The following is a 17,295-nucleotide window of genomic DNA, read 5'->3' as shown; positions in this document are numbered from 1 at the left end:
GAGGCAGCGTCGAAGAACCGGTCGGACCGGAAGGATACTCCCTGGTCCGACCGGACGCACCGTGCAGATGTCGTCACAGCACGGTTTCGACGATCGCCTTGCCGCTGATCGCCCGCTCGACGAGTTGTTCGTCGCCGACCTTGCGGATCGCGTCGTCGAGCAGCCCCTCCGGTTCTTCGGTCGCCACCTTCAGCAGGCCCGACAGGCCGCGCGCGTCGAGCACCACCAGCGTCTCCATCGAATCCGCACGGCTCACGAGCACGCGGCGCAACGCCGGCCCCGCGCCGAAGCTCGCGCAAAGCGCAATCGTCTCGCTGCCGAGCGTGTAGTCGAAGTGCTTGATCATGGTCTGCCGCCGTTGCAAGGAACTGGCAATGCGCGACGGCGCGGCGCCGTAACGTCGACGCACCCGCGCATGCCGCCGGCACGCGGACCGGGTCCGATCCGCGCGCCGGCATCACCATGCTAGGCGTGCAGTATTAACGAAGACTTAAACGCCGAATCCGTCGAATCGCCCGGCCTTACGGCGTGTCGAGCGGCTCGACCGTCACACCGACCTTCAGCTCCTGATCCGCGCCGCCGCCGCGGATCACGCCGCGCAGCGGCGTCACGTCCGCGTAGTCGCGACCGATCGACAGCATCACGTAGTCGTCGCCCGGCGCGCGATCGTTGGTCGGATCGAGCTGCAGCCAGCCGCCGTCCTCGGGCCACGCCGGGTCGTACACCTCGACCCATGCATGCGACGCGTCGGCGCCGATCAGCCGCGGCTGTCCGGGCGGCGGCTGCGTGAGCAGATAACCGCTCACGTAACGCGCGGCGAGCCCGAGCGAGCGCAACGCGCCGATCATCACGTGCGCGAAATCCTGGCAGACCCCCTTGCGCAGCCGCAGCGCATCGAGCGCGCTCGTCGTGATGTCGGTGCTGTTCGGCGTGTACGCGAAATCGGCGTGCACGCGCCGCATCAGGTCCCACGCGGCCTGCACGAGCGGCCGTTGCGGCGTGAAGCTCGCGGCCGCGTACGCGGCGAGTTCAGGGTCGCACGCGACGTGCGGCGACGCGAACACGAATTCGCTCGCCGCGTCGTAAGGCTGCCCCGCACGGAACTGGAGCCGGTCGCGCACGCCCTCCCATGCCGTCGCATGTTCGCCATCGGGCTTCGCGATCGCGGGCGGCGGCTCGCCGCGCGCGCCGCGCGACCACACCGGCGGCGTCACGCGCACCGTGCTGCGGCTGCGCACGAGCAGCGCGTCGTGCGGCTGGTTCAGCGCGAACGACGCGCGCGCGTTGCCGAACGCGTCGATCTCCGTGCAAACCGATTCCGGCGCGGGCTCGATGTCGAGTGCGAACGACAGCACTTGCTGGCGCGGCGTCGCGAGCGGTTGCAGGCGCGCCTGGTGCTGCGCCGATTCGACGCGCGCCGCGTAACGGTATTCGGTATCGTGCGTGACGCGCAGCAAGCGGCCGGGCGCAACGGCAGCCGGCGTCGGCGTAGGTGCCGCTGCCGCGCCCTGCCGCGCATTGCCGGAACCGGGCGGCGTTTTCGCCGCGCCTTTCGTCGTCACCATAACGTCCTGCCTGCCTCGCGCACGTGGCTGAAATAGCGTTCGCCGATCCGGTTCGACAGTTCCCAGACCGCCTTCACCGTCGTGTCGAGCGCGTCGAGCAGCTTGTCGTGCCGGCCGCCATCGGCGGTTTCGCACAGCTCGTGCAGCGACCACGCGGGCACGTCCGGAATCGTCTCGGCCAGCTCGGACAGCGCATAACCTTCGCTGCGCTCGACCTTCGTCAGCCGGCCGCGCAGCGCCTGCACGACCCAGCCGAGCGAGCGCGGGTTGTCGGTATCGAGCACGACGAGCGACAGCAGCGGCGCAACGTCGAAGCCGCGCTGGAAACGCGAGCGGAACGTGATCGTGCTGTCGAACAGTTCCAGCACCAGCTCGAAGCCGTCCTGCCGGTGCACGGCGCCTTCGTCGAACGCGAACTTCAGCACGCTGCACAGAAAATCCAGCCGGTCGATCTGCCGACCGATCGACAGCAATCGCCAGCCGTCGTCGCGTGTCATGTTGTCGGTCTGCGCGCCCGTGATCGCGCCGAGCAACAGACCCAGACGCTCGAGCAACTGCAACGCCTCGTTGCCGATCTGCTCCTCCGCTTCCGGAAGGCCGGCGCTGTCGGCGAACAGTTGGGTCGCATCGTCGATCAGCCGCCACTGATCGCTCGACAGCCGTTCGCGGATCGCCGCGGCGGCGCCGCGCATTCCGAACAGGCACGACGCGACGCCCGACGTGCGATCCGCGCCTCGCGTCAGCGAGGTCGCCAGCGCGTGTTGGAACGCGCGCGGCGCATCGACTGCATTCGGCGCATCGGCCGCGATCAGGCCCGTGTCGCGGCACAGCGTGTCGAGCAATTCCAGGTGCGCGGGGCTGTCGACGTCGTCCTCGCCGCGCAGCCGCTCGAGCGCGGCGCGCGCGAGGCGCATCAGGTTGGTCGCGCGCTCGGTGTAGCGGCCGAGCCAGAACAGGTTCTCGGCCGCACGGCTCGCGATCGCGCGCGGCCGCTCGACGAGATCGTCGGGGCCGAGGTGCGTCTGCAGCAGCGTCGTCGAATCGACGATGCCTTCGGTCATCACCCACGTATCGACGGTGCTGCCGCCGCGCGGCATCGGCGCGTTGAACAGCGTGTCGCGCGTGCCGACCCGCGACAGCCCGCCCGGCAGGAGCCGCCAGCGCTGCGCGCCGTCGGCGAGTGCGAACACGCGCAGCAGAAGCGGTTTCGGCACGATGCGCGCGCCACCATTGCCGTCGGGCGCGCCGTGCCCCGGCCAGGTCGGCGCCTGCGATAGCGGCAGGTCGGCCTGCACCGTGTAGTGTTCGGGCCGCGCGAGAATCCGCGCTCGCCATTCGGCAAGCTGCGCCTGCGTGAGCCGCGCGCCGATCACCGGGTCGAACGGGCCGCCCGCCTGCACGTCGGCCGGATACGACGCCTTCACGATGCCGCGCGCGAGCTGCGGCAGCGCGTCGTCGCACGCGGCCGCCTCGCCGCACCACCACGAATGCACGGCCGGCAGCGTCAGCGTTTCGCCGAGCAAGCCTTCCGCGAGACGCGGCATGAAGCCGAGCATGGCCGGCGATTCGAGAAAGCCCGAACCCGGCGCGTTCGCGAGCAGCACGTTGCCCGCGCGCACCGCTTGCAGCAATCCCGGCACGCCGAGCATCGAATCGGGCCGCAGTTCGAGCGGATCGAGCCACGCGTCGTCGACGCGCCGCAGGATGCCGTGCACGGGTTCGAGCCCGCGCAGCGTCTTCAGGGACACGCGGTTGTCGCGTGCGGTCAGGTCGCCGCCCTCGACGAGCGTGAGGCCGAGATAACGCGCGAGATACGCATGCTCGAAATACGTCGCGCTGTGCGGCCCCGGTGTCAGCAGCACGATCCGCGAATTCTTCGCGGTCGGGCTGAGCGCCTGCATGCTCTGCAGCAGCGCGCGGTACGCGGATGCGAGCCGCTGCACGCGCAGCCCGCGAAACCCGCGCGGAAAGAGCCGCGACACGATCAGCCGGTTTTCGAGCAGGTAGCCGAGCCCGGCCGCGCCCTGCGTGTGCTGCGCGACGATCCGCCACTGCCCGTCCGGGCCGCGCGCGAGATCGAACGCAACGACGTGCAGCCACGTGTCGCCCGGCACACGCGCGCCGCGCATCGCGCGCAGGTAGCCGGGATGCCCGGTGACGAGCGCGGGCGGCAGCAGCCCGCGCTGCAGGATCGTCTGCGGCCCGTACAGGTCGGCCATCGTCGCGTTGAGCAGCCGCACGCGCTGCAGCACGCCGCGCTCGATGGAAACCCAGTCCTCGGGCGTGACGATCAGCGGCAGCAGGTCGAGCGACCACGGGCCGGCCGCGCCGTCGCCGGCGCGTTGTTCATGCAGCTGATAGAACAGGCCGTTCTCGCGCATGCGCCGGTGCAGCGCGTCGGCGCGGCGATCGAGGTCGGCCACGCCGTCGCTGCCGATCGCCGTGAAGAAGTTGCGCCACGCAGGCGCGAGCGCGGGCGCGTGCAGGCCGGCCGCGCTGCCGCGCAGTTCGTCGTAACGGCCGGCGGCGGCCGGCGCCGCGAGCGCGGCGGCCAGTTCCGCGGCATCCGGCTGGGCGCCGGTATCGAAAAGCGTGGGCATCGCGTCGGGGGCGGCGAGATGGTCGGAGTGAATGGGCGGCACGGTGTCGTTCGATCGTCAGGGCGCGGGCGCGCATGCGCGCCGCCGCACCAGCGGCGGGCCGCGGCGCGCGGCCGCAATCTGCCCGCATCCTAGCACCCTGGCCAGTACGCAGGAAGGTCGCGGACCGCGCATCTTCATCGGTCCCGTCATCGGCCGGTCACGGCCGCCGCAGGTCGAGCGTGAACGGAAATTCGCGGCTCGGCACGGCAGCCGACCCGTCCATCCGCCCCGGCGTGTGCCCCATCTCGACGAAACGCGCGAGCCGGCGGCTCTCGGCCTCGTACGCATTGACGGGGAACGTCGCGTAGTTGCGCCCGCCCGGATGCGCGACGTGATAGCGGCAGCCGCCGAGCGAACGCTGCAGCCACGTATCGACGATGTCGAACGTGAGCGGCGCATGCACACCAATCGTCGGATGCAGCGCCGACGGCGGCGCCCACGCCTTGTAGCGCACGCCCGCGACGTATTCGCCGACCGTGCCGGTCGGCTGCAACGGCAACGCGCGGCCGTTGACGGTCACGACGTGCCGGTTGTCGTTCAGCCCGGTCACGCGCACCTCGAGCCGTTCGACCGACGAATCGACGTAGCGCACCGTGCCGCCGGGCGCGCCCTCCTCGCCCATCACGTGCCACGGCTCCAGCCCGCCGCGCAGCGAAAGCGCCATCCCGTTCACCGCGATCTGGCCGAACAGCGGGAAACGGAATTCGAAGTGCGGCGCGAACCATGCCGGATCGAACGCGAAACCGGCATCGCGCAGTTCGGCGAGCACGTCGTCGAAATCCATCTGAAGAAACGCCGGCAGCATGAAGCGATCATGCAGCGCGGTGCCCCAGCGCGTGAGCGGCGTCGTGTAAGGCGCGGCCCAGAAGCGCGCAACCAGCGCGCGCAGCAGCAGTTGCTGCACGACGCTCATTCGCGCATGCGGCGGCATCTCGAACGCGCGCAGTTCGAGCAGGCCGAGACGGCCGGTCGACGAATCGGGCGAATACAGCTTGTCGATGCAGAATTCGCTGCGGTGCGTGTTGCCGGTCACGTCGATCAGCAGGTTGCGCAGCACGCGGTCGACGAGCCACGGCGGCATGTCTTGCCCGTAGAGCAGCTTGTTGCGCTGGATCTCGGCGAACGCGATGTCGAGTTCGTAGAGCTGGTCGTTGCGCGCCTCGTCGACGCGCGGCGCCTGGCTCGTCGGCCCGATGAACAGCCCCGAGAACAGGTACGACAGCGACGGATGGTTGTGCCAGTACGCGATCAGGCTCGCGAGCAGGTCCGGGCGGCGCAGGAACGGGCTATCGGCCGGCGTCGCGCCGCCGAGCACGACGTGGTTGCCGCCGCCCGTGCCGACGTGGCGGCCGTCGACCATGAACTTCTCGCTGCTCAACCGCGACTGCCAGGCCGCGTCGTACAGGAATTCGGTGTGGTCGACGAGTTCGTCGAAGCTCGCGGCCGGGTGGATGTTCACCTCGATCACGCCGGGATCGGGCGTCACCTGCAGCACCTTCAGCCGTGCGTCGCGCGGCGGCGGATAACCTTCGAGCACGAGCTTCACGCCGAGCGCGTGCGCGGTCAGCTCGATCGCGCCGAGCAGCTCGAGATAATCCTCGAGCGCGGCGAGCGGCGGCATGAACAGGTACAGGATGCCGTTGCGCACTTCGACGCACAGCGCGGTGCGCGTGATCCACGCGGCCGATTCGAAACGCTCGGGCCGGCGCTGCGGATCGTGCGCAGGCGCACCATGCCGCCCGTTAGCCGTGCCGTCGTTGCGCCACTGCATCACGGTCTGCGCGGACGCTTCGCGGTGCACGCCCGACAGGTAGCGCGGCGCGTCGGCCGGCCCCGCATAACGCGCGCGGATCGCGGCGGCTTCCGGCAGCGCGTCGCGCGGCGCGAACGGATCGCGCTCGACCAGGTACGGATGATCCGCGCGCGTAGCCCACGGCAGCGAATCGAGCGGCAGCCGATAGCCCATCGGCGAATCGCCGGGCACCAGGTACATGCGCTCGTCGCGGAAGAACCACGGGCCCGTCTCCCAGCGCGGCCCGTCGAGGCCCGGCTGATGGCGGCCCCGCGCGTCGTCCGCGCGCTTCACCGGCAGCACGTAGCCGACCACGCTGTCGAGCTGCTGCTCGAACACCTTGCGCAGCCGCGCGCGTTCGAGCTCGTCGTCGAGGCGCGAGTCGAACGGATCGACGTTGACCGGCAGCCGGCGCTCACGCCACAGGTAGTACCAGACGTCTTCAAAGCCGGGCCGGATGAATTCGCCGGTCAGGTTCAGCCGCGCGGCCAGCGCGTCGATGAAGCGCTTCGCATCGTCGGTCGTATACGCGGATGGCTCGCGCTCGTCGGCGAACAGCGACGGATCGTGCCACACGGGCTGGCCGTCCGCACGCCAGAAGATCGACAGCGCCCAGCGCGGCAGTTGCTCGCCCGGATACCACTTGCCCTGCCCGAAATGCAGGAAGCCGCCTTCACCGTATTCGGCGCGCAGCCGCTGCACGAGTTCGGTCGCGTAGCCGCGCTTGGTCGGGCCGAGCGCATCGGTGTTCCACTCCGCGCCGTCGCGATCGTCGATCGACACGAAGGTCGGCTCGCCGCCCTGCGTGAGCCGCACGTCGCCGGCCGCCAGCGCGCCGTCCACTTGCGTGCCGAGCGCGCGCACCGCGTCCCATTGCGACTCCGTATACGGCTTCGTCACGCGCGGCGATTCGTACACGCGCGTCACGGCCATCTCGTGCTCGAACGACACCTCGCACTCGTCGATCAGCCCCTCGACCGGCGCGGCGCTCGTCGGCTGCGGCGTGCACGCGAGCGGAATATGGCCTTCGCCGGCGAGCAGGCCCGAGGTCGGATCGAAGCCGATCCATCCCGCGCCAGGCAGGTAGACCTCGCACCACGCGTGCAGGTCGGTGAAATCGACCGACGTGCCGCTCGGGCCGTCGAGCGACTTCACGTCGGGCGTGAGCTGGATCAGGTAGCCCGACACGAAACGCGCGGCGATGCCGAGATGCCGGCACAGCTGCACGAGCAGCCACGCGCTGTCGCGGCACGAGCCGGACGCAAGTTCGAGCGTCTGTTCGGGCGTCTGCACGCCGGGCTCCATCCGCACGAGGTAGCCGATGTCGCGCTGCAGTTGCTGGTTCAGCGCGACGAGGAAGTTCACGGTGCCGGCCGGCGTGCGGTCGACGCCGTCCAGATACGCGCGGAACAGCGCCGACGCGCCGGTCTGCGGATCGCACACGAGATACGGCGCAAGCTCGGTCTTCAGCGCGTCGTCATAGCTGAACGGGTATTGCTCGGCGCTGGCTTCCAGAAAGAAGTCGAACGGGTTGTACACCGACATCTCGGCGACGAGATCGATCGTGATCTCGAAGTGCTCCGTGCGCTCCGGAAACACGAGCCGCCCGAGATAGTTCGAGAACGGGTCCTGCTGCCAGTTGATGAAGTGCTGCGCGGGCTCGACCGTCATCGAGTACGCGAGGATCGGCGTCCGGCAGTGCGGCGCGGGCCGCAGCCGCACGACCTGCGGGCCGAGGTTGACGAGCCGGTCGTAACGGTAGCGGGTGGTGTGATGCAGCGCGACGTGGATGGACATGGGAGCTCGGTTCGGGTTGGGCCGACCGTGCCGCCGCGTCGCCTTCGACGCGGCGGCACGGCACGGCGGATTCGGCGAAAGCGCGCGTCAGACGAGTTCCGGCGTCTGCACGACGCTGATCTCGACACCCACGGCCGTCGCGCCGAGCCCCGTCACCGGCTGCGCATCGCGATAGTCGAGGCCGACCGCGATGCGCACGTAGCGCTCGTCCGGGCAACGGTTCATGAACGGATCGAATCCGACCCAGCCGAGCCCTTCGACATACGCCTCGGCCCACGCATGGCCGGCCGGCTGCTGCATCAGCCCGGCGGCCTGCGGCTGCGCGCCGAGCGCCGCCTGCGACTGGCCTTGCGACTGTCCTTGCGATTGCGACTGCCCGGCATGCGACGCGCCGAGCACCTGCTGCATGCCCTCGCCGCTCTGCAGCGCGAGCGCTTCCTCCTCCTCGTCGCTCACGTTCTGCTTCGCATCGGCGATGCGCTGCATCGCGCTGTCGGCGAGCACGTAGCCGGAGATATAGCGCGCGGGAATCTTCAGCGCGCGCGCGGCCGCGATGAATGCGTGCGCATGGTCGCGGCTCGTGCCCTCGCCGCTTTGCAGCGCGGTTTCCGCATCGACGGGCGCCTCGGCGGCCAGGTTCGGCGCGTACGCGATGCGGCCGTGCACTTCCGTCATCAGCCAGTGCAATGCGTCGAGGCCGAGCGGCTCGATCGGCAACGCTTCGGCAAGCGCGCGCACCGTATCGCCCACCTTCGTGAGCGCGGTCTCGCGCTCGAAGATCCACGGCGGCGCATACCCTTCCGGGTTGCCCAGGATGCCCGCGCGGTCCTGCGTCTCGACGACGCCGGCCGCGACGACGACGATCTCGGCCTTCGCGCCGCGGTCATGACGCACGAGGTCGATCCGGTTGCCGAGCCCGTCGGCGTACGACAGCGTCGGCTCGACGCCGTCGATCGTGACCTGCCACGCGCGCACCGTCTGCCCGGGCCCCGACTGCGGGCGCAGCCGCAGCCGTTGCAGCGCATGGGTGGCTTGATCGTCGAACTGATAACGCGAAATGTGTCGAATGGCGAGTCGCATGGCAAGTCTCAGTCGAAGTTGTAGGCCTGGGCGATTTCGAGCCCCAGGCTGTTGTTGCGGCCGATGAAGTCGGTCAGGAATTCGTGCAGGCCGCTCTTGAAGATCCGCTCGACCGAGGTATCGGACAGCATCTGCAGGATCTTCGTGGCCGTGTCGTGACACGGGTGTGTCACGCCGTAATCCTTCGCAAGCAGGTTCAGGCTCGACACGACGCGCCCGTAGCAATAGCGCAGCGAGCGCGGCATGCGGCCGTTCAGGATCAGGTAGTCGGCGATGTTCATCGGCTTGTACTGCACGTCGTACACCCAGCGGTATGAACGGTGCGCGGCCACGCAGCGCAGGATCGTCTCCCACTGGTAGTTGTCGAGGATCGTGCCGACGTGCGACACCGACGGCAGCAGCAAGTGGTATTTCACGTCGATGATCCGCGCGGTGTTGTCCGCGCGCTCGACGAACGCGCCGATCTGCGCGAAATCGAAGATCTCGTTGCGCAGCATCGTGCTGTAGAAGCTGCCGAGGATCAGCGCGGTTTCGCGCTTCACCTGGTCGAGCACGGCCGGCAGCTCGCTTTCCGGCACCGGCCGCTCGAACGCGCGGCGCAGCGCGAGCCACGCGCCGTTCACGCTCTCCCACGCCTCGCGCGTGAGCGCCGTGCGCACCATCCGCGCGTTCGAACGCGCGGCCTCGATGCACGACAGCACGCTCGACGGGTTGTCGCGGTCGCGCAGCAGGTAGTCGGTCACGGTATCGGCCGCATACGCGTCGTATTTCTCCCGGTAGCCGTCGTCCGCACCCGAGCTGACGAGCACCGACGACCATTCGGCCGGCGCGTCGGACGTGCGCGTGAGCGCCATCCTCAGCCCGGCATCGACGATGCGCGCGATGTTTTCCGCGCGCTCGATATAGCGGTACATCCAGTAGAGACCGCTTGCAGTACGTCCCAGAAGCATCTCGTGTCCACTCCGTCTTCGTTCGGTTGGCGCGCCGTGCCGGCGCGCGCGGTCGCGTCCGGCTCAGTCGGCCAGCACCCAGGTGTCCTTGGTGCCGCCGCCCTGGCTCGAGTTGACGACGAGCGATCCCTCCTTCAGCGCGACGCGCGTGAGCCCGCCCGGCGTGATGCGGATCCGGTCCGACACCAGCACGAACGGCCGCAGGTCGACGTGGCGCGGCGCGAGGCCGGCTTCGGTCAGGATCGGCGTCGTGGACAGCGCGAGCGTCGGTTGCGCGATGTAGTTCGCGGGGCGCGCGCGCAGCTTCGCGGCGAACGCCTCGAGCTCGGCCTTCGACGCGCACGGCCCGACGAGCATCCCGTAGCCGCCCGAGCCGTGCACTTCCTTCACGACCAGTTCGTCGAGATGGTCGAGCACGTACTTCAGGCTGTCGGCTTCGCCGCAGCGCCAGGTCGGCACGTTCTCCAGCAACGCCTTGCGGCCCGTGTAGAACTCGACGATCTCCGGCATGTACGAGTAGATCGCCTTGTCGTCGGCGATGCCGGTGCCGGGCGCGTTCGTGATCGTGATGTTGCCCGCGCGGTACACGTCCATGATCCCGGCGACGCCGAGCACCGAATCGGGGCGGAACGTGAGCGGGTCGAGGAATGCGTCGTCGACGCGCCGGTACAGCACGTCGATCGGGCGGAAACCCTCGGTCGTGCGCATCGCGACGCGGCCGTCGATCACCTGCAGGTCGCTGCCCTCGACGAGGTGCACGCCCATCTGGTCGGCGAGGAACGAATGTTCGTAGTACGCGGAATTGTGGATGCCGGGCGTCAGCACGGCGATGGTCGGGTTGTCGGCGTTGCCGCCTGGCGGGCACACGGCCGCGAGCGACTGGCGCAGCATCTGCGGGTAGGTCTCGACCGGGCGCACCTTCACCTGCTGGAACAGCTCCGGGAAGAGCTGCATCATCGTCTCGCGGTTTTCCAGCATGTACGACACGCCCGACGGCGTGCGCGCGTTGTCCTCCAGCACGTAGAACTCGTTCTCGCCGGTGCGCACGATGTCGACGCCGATGATGTGCGTGTAAACGTTCCCGGGCGGCCGGAAATCGATCATTTCCGGCACGAATGCCTCGTTGTGCGCGATCAGGTGCTTCGGCACGATGCCCGCGCGCACGATTTCCTGCCGGTGGTAGATGTCGTCGAGGAACGCATTGAGCGCCATCACGCGCTGCTCGATGCCGAGCGAGAGCCGGCTCCATTCCGAACCCGAGATGATGCGCGGGACGATATCGAACGGAATCAGCCGCTCGGCGGCCTCCGCGTCGCCGTAGACGGCGAACGTGATGCCCGTCTTGCGGAACACGCCTTCCGCGTCGTGGGCTTTCTGGGCGAGGCTCGCGGGGTTCTGCGTGTCGAGCCATTGCTTCAGGCGCGCGTAGGGCGCCCTTACCATGTCGCCGGATTGCAGCATTTCATCGAATGGCTTCATCGATCTTTTCTCCATCGATCGTTTTCCCCGGCATTGCGCATGCCGGACCGGCGTAACGACTGCGTTGCAAGGAACGTGCCTTGTGTGCCCCCCATTTTTGCGCCGCGCCGGGCAAGCCCGCGCGGCATGCCGCACCATCACGGTGCAGCGCGCGATGCCATTCGCGGCATCGATGCGCCGCGATCGCGCACGGCCGATGCTGCGCCGCGTCTGACGAACATAGTTCTCCCGCGTGTCACGAATGTGCAATCTGCACTGCACAAAAAACGGCCGGTTTCGGGCACTGCGGCACCGGCGCCGGATCGGAAGAGGAAAAGGCGGGCCGGCACGCGCACCGCGCGGCCGGGCCCTGGGGAAGTACCGTCTGCGGCGCCCCGGCAGTTCGACGCGGTGAACTGACCGGTTAGCCGGGTCCGGCACCTCAACGCTATGTAGCCGTAATCCCGCCGACAATGCTCATGCATATTTCGACTGACACCGATCGAAAAAAAACATCGGGTCGATTCGCTCCGGGCGCGGTACGCTAGAAAATTGGTGCAGCGAAGCGGCGCCGCCCTTCTGGCGCCCGACTATAAAAAGCGACGATCGAAATGGAAGCAAAGTGGCTGGAAGATTTCCTGAGCCTTGCGGATACCAAGAGCTTTTCCCGGGCCGCGCGTCACCGGCACCTGACGCAGTCGGCATTCAGCAGACGAATCGCCGCGCTCGAAACCTGGATGGACGCGAAGCTGGTCGACCGGAGCATCAACCCGATCACGCTGACGCCGGCCGGACAGATGTTCCGCGGGCTCGCCGCGGACATCCTGCGCAGCATGTATGCGGCGCGCAATCTCGTGAACGGCTACGACCAGTTCGCGGCCAGCGACCAGGTCGTGCGTTTCGCGGTCGCCCATACGCTCGTTTTCACGCTGTTTCCCGAATGGCTCAAGCAGCTCAACGGCGAGGTCGGCCACGTGACCGCGCGCGTGAACGCGGTGAACGTGCCGGAAGGCGTGCAGCAACTCGTTGAAGGCGAATGCGACCTGCTGCTCGGCTATCACCATCCGCAATTGCCGATCGTGCTCGACCCGAACCACTTCCCGTTCGTCAGCCTGGGCGTCGAGCGGATCCTGCCCGTGTCGACACCCGACGCGCGCGGCAAGCCCGTGTTCCAGCTGCCGGGCACACCCGATGCGCCGCTGCCGCTGCTCGCGTATTCGTCGGGCGCGTTTCTCGGCAACATCGTCGAGATGCTGCTGCTCAATGCAACCGAGTCGTATGCGTTGCACCGGTGCTTCGAGACGCACATGTCCGAGGCGTTGAAGGGCATGGTCGTGGCCGGGCACGGGATCGGCTGGCTGCCGGAAAGCTGCGTCGCGAAGGAACTCGCGGAAGGCACGCTCGTATGCGCGGGTTCCGGCGACTGGATCACCGAACTGGAAATCCGCCTGTACCGGTCGGCGCGCAAGCGCGGGCTCGCGGCCGAGCAACTGTGGACCTACATCATGAACCGGCCGCGCGGGGCGCTCGAAACCGCGAGCGGCGCCGCGCAATCGGCCGCGCCGGCGATGCGCATCGCGCGCCGCACCGCGGGCGGCAGCCGCTGATACGCGCGTTCGTGCCGAGTCCGTTCGCGGCGTGAGCGCGGGTATCAGCGCGGTCCCGGGCCATCCGGCGTCCGCGTACCGGCGCGGTGCGCCGCGTCGGGCCGAACGCGCCCTTCTCTCCCGCAACAACCGGCGATCATGCCCGCCGCAGCCCGCAAAATCACCGGTGCAAGCGCGGAATCGATATCAAACAAATTGCAAACGTTTGCTTTTTAAAATCGTATCTTCTACTCCTGCCACACCGCCCCCGAATATCCCGTCATATTTTCCAGACAGAAATACCCCGTTACAAAACAAATTAAAAGTTTCGATTTATCTGTAACAGACAAAATCGTCAAAATCGCTGAATCATCATTTTTAAATTCCAGCCCTGTACCCGAACCCTCCTTAATTGCGATCGAACACAGGCGCAAAACTTCCTTTTATCAGTCGTTATTTTCCGGTACGAATGTCGATACCTCCGACCTGATTCAATGCGTGCTCGATCATCGCTACCTGCGAGCAATATTCATATCCGGCAATATCGACTTTCTTCAGCAATAAGCGATTCATACGAATCGACCGTTATCCTATTTAAATAAGACCTTTCATCCTCGTCGGATTCCGGCCACACGCGGTTGTTGGTTAAAAAACCATCGTGTATCAATAGCGTGTCGCAAAAAGAACGCAGGCAAATCTGACTCGGAATAAATGCGCGCCATTCATTCCGGAAAGGAGGTTGCAGTGTCTTCCTCGTTTCGAGAGCATGCTCGCCCTTTTCTAGGCGCCGTCGTATCCGCGCTCTGCATGAACGCCATGGCCCAGACACCGGCATCCGGTTCAGGCTCGGGCCGCTACGTGATTTCGTATATCTGCGGCGATGCACAGATCGACGGTACGGCGCCGCTTCCCCCAGACGGCCGTCCATACAACCTGGGCGTGTCGTTTGCGTCGGCCCGCACCGGGCAACCGCTTGCCAACGTACAGGTGCGCCTGAGGCGTCACGGCCGCGTGCTCGTCGAATTCAACGCGTCGGGGTCGCGCTGCCTGTTCAGCGTGCCCGATGCGAGCTACCGGGTCGAAGGCACCTATCAGGGGGCCACTCAGTTTGCGATCGTCGAAACGGGCGCACTCACCACGCAGTTGCGGTGGTGAGTGCCGCCTGAACCCGCCGCGACCGCGTCATGCGGCGCGGCGCATCGATTCGAGGAGCATGGAATGACGCGTGCAGAACGATCGGACGGTTCGCCCGCCGGCCAGCCGAAACCCTCCTGGGGCCCGGGAAAGAACGCGGCGCTCAGCTTCGTCGCGTTTGCCGCGATCTTCGGCATCTTCACGTATGCCGAGCGGGACGCGACGGTCGGCCACGCCAGCGTGACGCACGACCTCTCCGGCGTGATCGGAACCGCCGTCGGGAAATACCGCAAGGCGATCGTGGCCGCGACATCCCGCGCAACCGGCGCGTCCGGCGCAGCGGTCGCGCAGGAGCCGGAACCGGCAATCGCGCAGGCCACGCCGCCCGCGCCGCCGGTTTCAACAGCGCCGCCCGTCTCGCCCGCAGCCGAACCGCAGGCTGCGACGCCTGCGGCGCCCCGCACCGCCGCGAAACACCGGCAATCGCCGCATGTGCCGCCCGTGACGCTGGCGGCCGACACGCATGCCGTCCCGGCCCACAGCCGCGCCTTCGCGCGGTTCGGCGATGCGCATCGCGCGCCGCGAACCGAGACGCTGGCGGGTACGAGCAAACGCATGGATTTCGTGCCGAAACCCCGCTCGCGCAACACGGACACCGCGCGCATGCAGACGGCAAGCATCACGCACGCGGAACTGGAAGGCGCCCGTGCGCTGGCGAAGGCGCGCTGGTGCGCGCGGGTCGACCAATGGAACTGCGTGGAGCAAAACGCGAGCCGCGCGCTCGCGATCGACCCGACGAACAGCGAATCGCGCGCCTTGCTCGGGCAAGCGGTACGCAATCACCTGTGAGCCGGTTCCGCATGGCCGGGCCGTCGCGGCCCTGCCGTGCGACGAACGGCTGCGCCCATCGTCAGGTGTTCAACCGATGTGATCGTTTCGAAGTGAGGACACCCCGTGGCCAACTATCGTCAACGCAAACGCACCCTCGTCGCGCCGTCGAATCGGCGGCTCCTCGTGCACACACCGCTCGTGTTGCTGCTCGTCGCGTCCGGCCCCTGCTTCTCTGCCGAAGGCGATACGGAATCGGGCGGCATCCGCGAAATCGCCGGCGCCAACGGCGTGCCGGATCCGAAACCGCCGGACCCGGCGACACAGGGTTCGCTCGCGCCGGACGGGCCGGACGCTCAGGACGCACCGCTACCGAATGCACCGACACTGATCGCGCAGGCCTCGAGCGCCCAAATGCCGAATACCGGCGCGCCTGCTGCTCAGGCGCCATCCCCGCAGACACCCGGCACGCCGATGCCCGATGCGCAGCCGCCGGTTGCCCAACCCGCTGGCGCTCAGGCATCCGAAGCGGAAACACCGAATGCGCAGGCGCCCGACCTCCGCACCGCCGACCCGGCCACCGTCCGCAACGACGTGTTCGGCCTCGCGTCGAGCGGCGGCGCGATCAAGGCGCTGGAAGAAGCGAAAGCGCGCCCCGACGTTTTCTCCGCCGTCGATCTCGCGCGGCTCGAGGAACTGTCGATTCGCCAGCAGGTGCGCGGCGGGCGCGACAAATCGCGCGCGATGACGAGCACAGACCGCTTCGACGGGCTCGACGGCGCATTGCGCGCCGCCGACGCGCTCGACAAACGGATGCCGCCCACGCCCGAGTATTCGCCGGTCAGGACCGCGCTCGCCGGCGACCGCACGGTTGCCTATGCGGCGCGCGGCGACATGAAGACGGCCGTCGCGACGTTCGAGACAATTCCGCCGGATGCGGAAGTCTCGATCGACGCGCTGGCAGCCGTCGGCGACGCATACCTGTACCTGAGCGAACCGGGCAAGGCCAACGTCGTGTACCAGCGCGCGCTGAAGCAGGCGAGCGCGTCGCCGACGGACAGTGCGACGCGCGGCTTCCAGTACGGCGCGCGCACACGCACGATCGAATTGCGCGAGGGGCTGTTCTGGTCGTATGTCGACCAGGGGCGCCCGGCGGAAGCGAACCAGGCGCTCGACGATATCGGCAAATCGCTGCCGCCGGCCAACCAGGTGCGTACGTGGGGGCCGGAAAACGACGACTACCTGCGCTACTACCGGCTGCGCGCGCAGTACCTGATCTACACGGGCCGGGTGGACGAAGGAATCGCCGCGCTCGAAAAGCTCGAGAAGGAAGTGCCGTTCAATGCCGAGGTGCGCGCCGCGCATGCGGACGCCGTATCGGGCCAGTCGCATCCGCGCCAGGCGATCGCGATGTATCGCGCATCGCTGACCGACCACCCGGACAGCGTGGACATGCTCGCCGGGCTCGGCCGCGCGGCACTGTCGGCCGACGACTACGCGACCGCGAAGAGCGTCGACCAGACCGTCGACGACACGTTCCCCGACAGCGGCGCCGTGCGCGGATTCAAGCGCGACTACAACGCGTACCGCAGCCCCGTGTTCACGACCGACCTGAGCTACGAACACGGCAACAGCGCGCTGGCCGACAACAGCTTCACGTCGGACAGTTATGTGTATTCGCAACCGTTCGGCGACAACTGGCGCGTGTTTTCCCACACGTTCTTCGGTTATGCGCAAACCGACGGCGGCAACATCAGCCGCACGCGCACGGGTGTCGGCGGCGACTACCGGCACGGGCCGCTGACGGTCCAGGGCGAAGTCACGCGCTCGCTCGGCACCGACGGGCGAACCGGCGGCCGCGGTTCGATCACGTACAACCTCGACGACTACTGGACGGTCAGCGGCGCGCTCGATTCCAACGACAACTCGCTGCCGTGGAAGGCCTATGTCGCGCACATCTGGGGCCGTTCGGCGAACGTCGCGGTCGTGTACCGCCAGAACGACCGCCGCGAAGTCAAGCTGAGCTACGGCGTGAGCCGCTACAGCGATTCGAATCTCCACCAGGAGATCGCCGCGACCGCCACGCAGCGCGTGTACACGTCCGCGAACCAGCTCGTCAACGTGTCGCTGGATCTCGGCACCGACAGCAACACGCGGCAGGACGCGCCCTACTTCAACCCGGGCCGCGACTACGCGGCCGCCGCGACCGTCATGCACCAGCTGACGCTGTGGAAGAAAGGCGACATGTCGCTGCAGCAGCGCCTGTCGGCATCCGGCGGCGTGTACAACGAGCGCGGATTCGGCACCAGCCCGCTGTGGACCGCCCGCCTCGAACACGCGTGGACGTTCAAGCACGACATCACGCTGACCTACGGCGTCGAGGTCAGCAGCCATGCGTACGACGGCCAGCGCGAACGCTCCGAAACCGGCTTCCTGTCGGTCAACCTGCCGTTCTAGCAAGGA

At 67.9% G+C, this 17,295-nt stretch carries 11 protein-coding genes; 4 read left to right on the top strand and 7 right to left on the bottom strand.

All coding sequences use genetic code 11. The annotated features are described in order from the left end of the window. Window positions 1–73: 73 nt before the first annotated feature. The 7 genes from BBJ41_RS19170 to BBJ41_RS19140 form a co-directional block, all read right to left on the bottom strand. Complete coding sequence (locus tag BBJ41_RS19170) at window positions 74–346, bottom strand: hypothetical protein (protein ID WP_069747934.1); 273 nt, start codon at window positions 344–346, stop codon at window positions 74–76. Between the two features lie 175 nt (window positions 347–521). Next, entirely contained in the window at window positions 522–1,565 is a 1,044-nt protein-coding gene (locus tag BBJ41_RS19165; RefSeq protein WP_069747933.1) for a transglutaminase family protein, read from the bottom strand. Continuing rightward, entirely contained in the window at window positions 1,559–4,165 is a 2,607-nt protein-coding gene (locus BBJ41_RS19160; RefSeq protein WP_069747932.1) for a circularly permuted type 2 ATP-grasp protein, read from the bottom strand. Before BBJ41_RS19160 ends, BBJ41_RS19165 begins: the two co-directional genes overlap by 7 nt. 199 nt (window positions 4,166–4,364) lie before the next feature. Continuing rightward, complete coding sequence (locus BBJ41_RS19155) at window positions 4,365–7,796, bottom strand: transglutaminase family protein (protein WP_069747931.1); 3,432 nt, start codon at window positions 7,794–7,796, stop codon at window positions 4,365–4,367. A gap of 87 nt (window positions 7,797–7,883) precedes the next feature. After that, a complete protein-coding gene (locus BBJ41_RS19150; RefSeq protein ID WP_069747930.1) occupies window positions 7,884–8,876 on the bottom strand; it encodes a transglutaminase family protein in 993 nt (330 codons plus the stop codon). 8 nt (window positions 8,877–8,884) lie between these two features. Then, window positions 8,885–9,826 (bottom strand): alpha-E domain-containing protein, encoded by a 942-nt coding sequence (locus BBJ41_RS19145; protein ID WP_069747929.1) that lies wholly within the window; start codon window positions 9,824–9,826, stop codon window positions 8,885–8,887. Between the two features lie 63 nt (window positions 9,827–9,889). Then, window positions 9,890–11,305, bottom strand: coding sequence for a circularly permuted type 2 ATP-grasp protein (locus BBJ41_RS19140; protein ID WP_069747928.1), 1,416 nt, complete (start codon window positions 11,303–11,305; stop codon window positions 9,890–9,892). A 590-nt stretch (window positions 11,306–11,895) separates the two neighbouring features. Here BBJ41_RS19140 and BBJ41_RS19135 point away from each other — a divergent pair. The 4 genes from BBJ41_RS19135 (at window position 11,896) to pgaA (ending at window position 17,289) form a co-directional block, all read left to right on the top strand. Then, window positions 11,896–12,891 (top strand): LysR substrate-binding domain-containing protein, encoded by a 996-nt coding sequence (locus tag BBJ41_RS19135; RefSeq protein ID WP_069747927.1) that lies wholly within the window; start codon window positions 11,896–11,898, stop codon window positions 12,889–12,891. Window positions 12,892–13,614: 723 nt separating this feature from the next. Continuing rightward, window positions 13,615–14,025: a ubiquitin family protein gene (locus BBJ41_RS19130; protein ID WP_069747926.1), complete on the top strand. Its 411-nt coding sequence runs from the start codon at window positions 13,615–13,617 to the stop codon at window positions 14,023–14,025. Between the two features lie 63 nt (window positions 14,026–14,088). Beyond that, window positions 14,089–14,853: a hypothetical protein gene (locus BBJ41_RS19125; protein ID WP_069747925.1), complete on the top strand. Its 765-nt coding sequence runs from the start codon at window positions 14,089–14,091 to the stop codon at window positions 14,851–14,853. Between the two features lie 105 nt (window positions 14,854–14,958). Continuing rightward, window positions 14,959–17,289 carry a poly-beta-1,6 N-acetyl-D-glucosamine export porin PgaA gene (gene pgaA, locus BBJ41_RS19120; RefSeq protein ID WP_069747924.1) on the top strand — a complete coding sequence of 777 codons (2,331 nt, stop codon included), beginning with the start codon at window positions 14,959–14,961 and terminating at the stop codon, window positions 17,287–17,289. Window positions 17,290–17,295: the final 6 nt, after the last annotated feature.

Source organism: Burkholderia stabilis (genome assembly GCF_001742165.1).
In the GTDB taxonomy this organism is placed as follows: domain Bacteria; phylum Pseudomonadota; class Gammaproteobacteria; order Burkholderiales; family Burkholderiaceae; genus Burkholderia; species Burkholderia stabilis.
This window is presented reverse-complemented; position numbering and strand designations above follow the sequence as displayed.

Excerpts from the sequence above, each read along its gene's own strand:
- BBJ41_RS19140 (WP_069747928.1), bottom strand. The coding sequence starts at position 11,305 with ATGAAGCCATTCGATGAAATGCTGCAATCCGGCGACATGGTAAGGGCG.
- BBJ41_RS19125 (WP_069747925.1), top strand. The coding sequence starts at position 14,089 with ATGACGCGTGCAGAACGATCGGACGGTTCGCCCGCCGGCCAGCCGAAA.
- BBJ41_RS19135 (WP_069747927.1), top strand. The coding sequence starts at position 11,896 with ATGGAAGCAAAGTGGCTGGAAGATTTCCTGAGCCTTGCGGATACCAAG.
- BBJ41_RS19170 (WP_069747934.1), bottom strand. The coding sequence starts at position 346 with ATGATCAAGCACTTCGACTACACGCTCGGCAGCGAGACGATTGCGCTT.
- BBJ41_RS19165 (WP_069747933.1), bottom strand. The coding sequence starts at position 1,565 with ATGGTGACGACGAAAGGCGCGGCGAAAACGCCGCCCGGTTCCGGCAAT.
- BBJ41_RS19150 (WP_069747930.1), bottom strand. The coding sequence starts at position 8,876 with ATGCGACTCGCCATTCGACACATTTCGCGTTATCAGTTCGACGATCAA.
- BBJ41_RS19160 (WP_069747932.1), bottom strand. The coding sequence starts at position 4,165 with ATGCCCACGCTTTTCGATACCGGCGCCCAGCCGGATGCCGCGGAACTG.
- BBJ41_RS19155 (WP_069747931.1), bottom strand. The coding sequence starts at position 7,796 with ATGTCCATCCACGTCGCGCTGCATCACACCACCCGCTACCGTTACGAC.
- BBJ41_RS19145 (WP_069747929.1), bottom strand. The coding sequence starts at position 9,826 with ATGCTTCTGGGACGTACTGCAAGCGGTCTCTACTGGATGTACCGCTAT.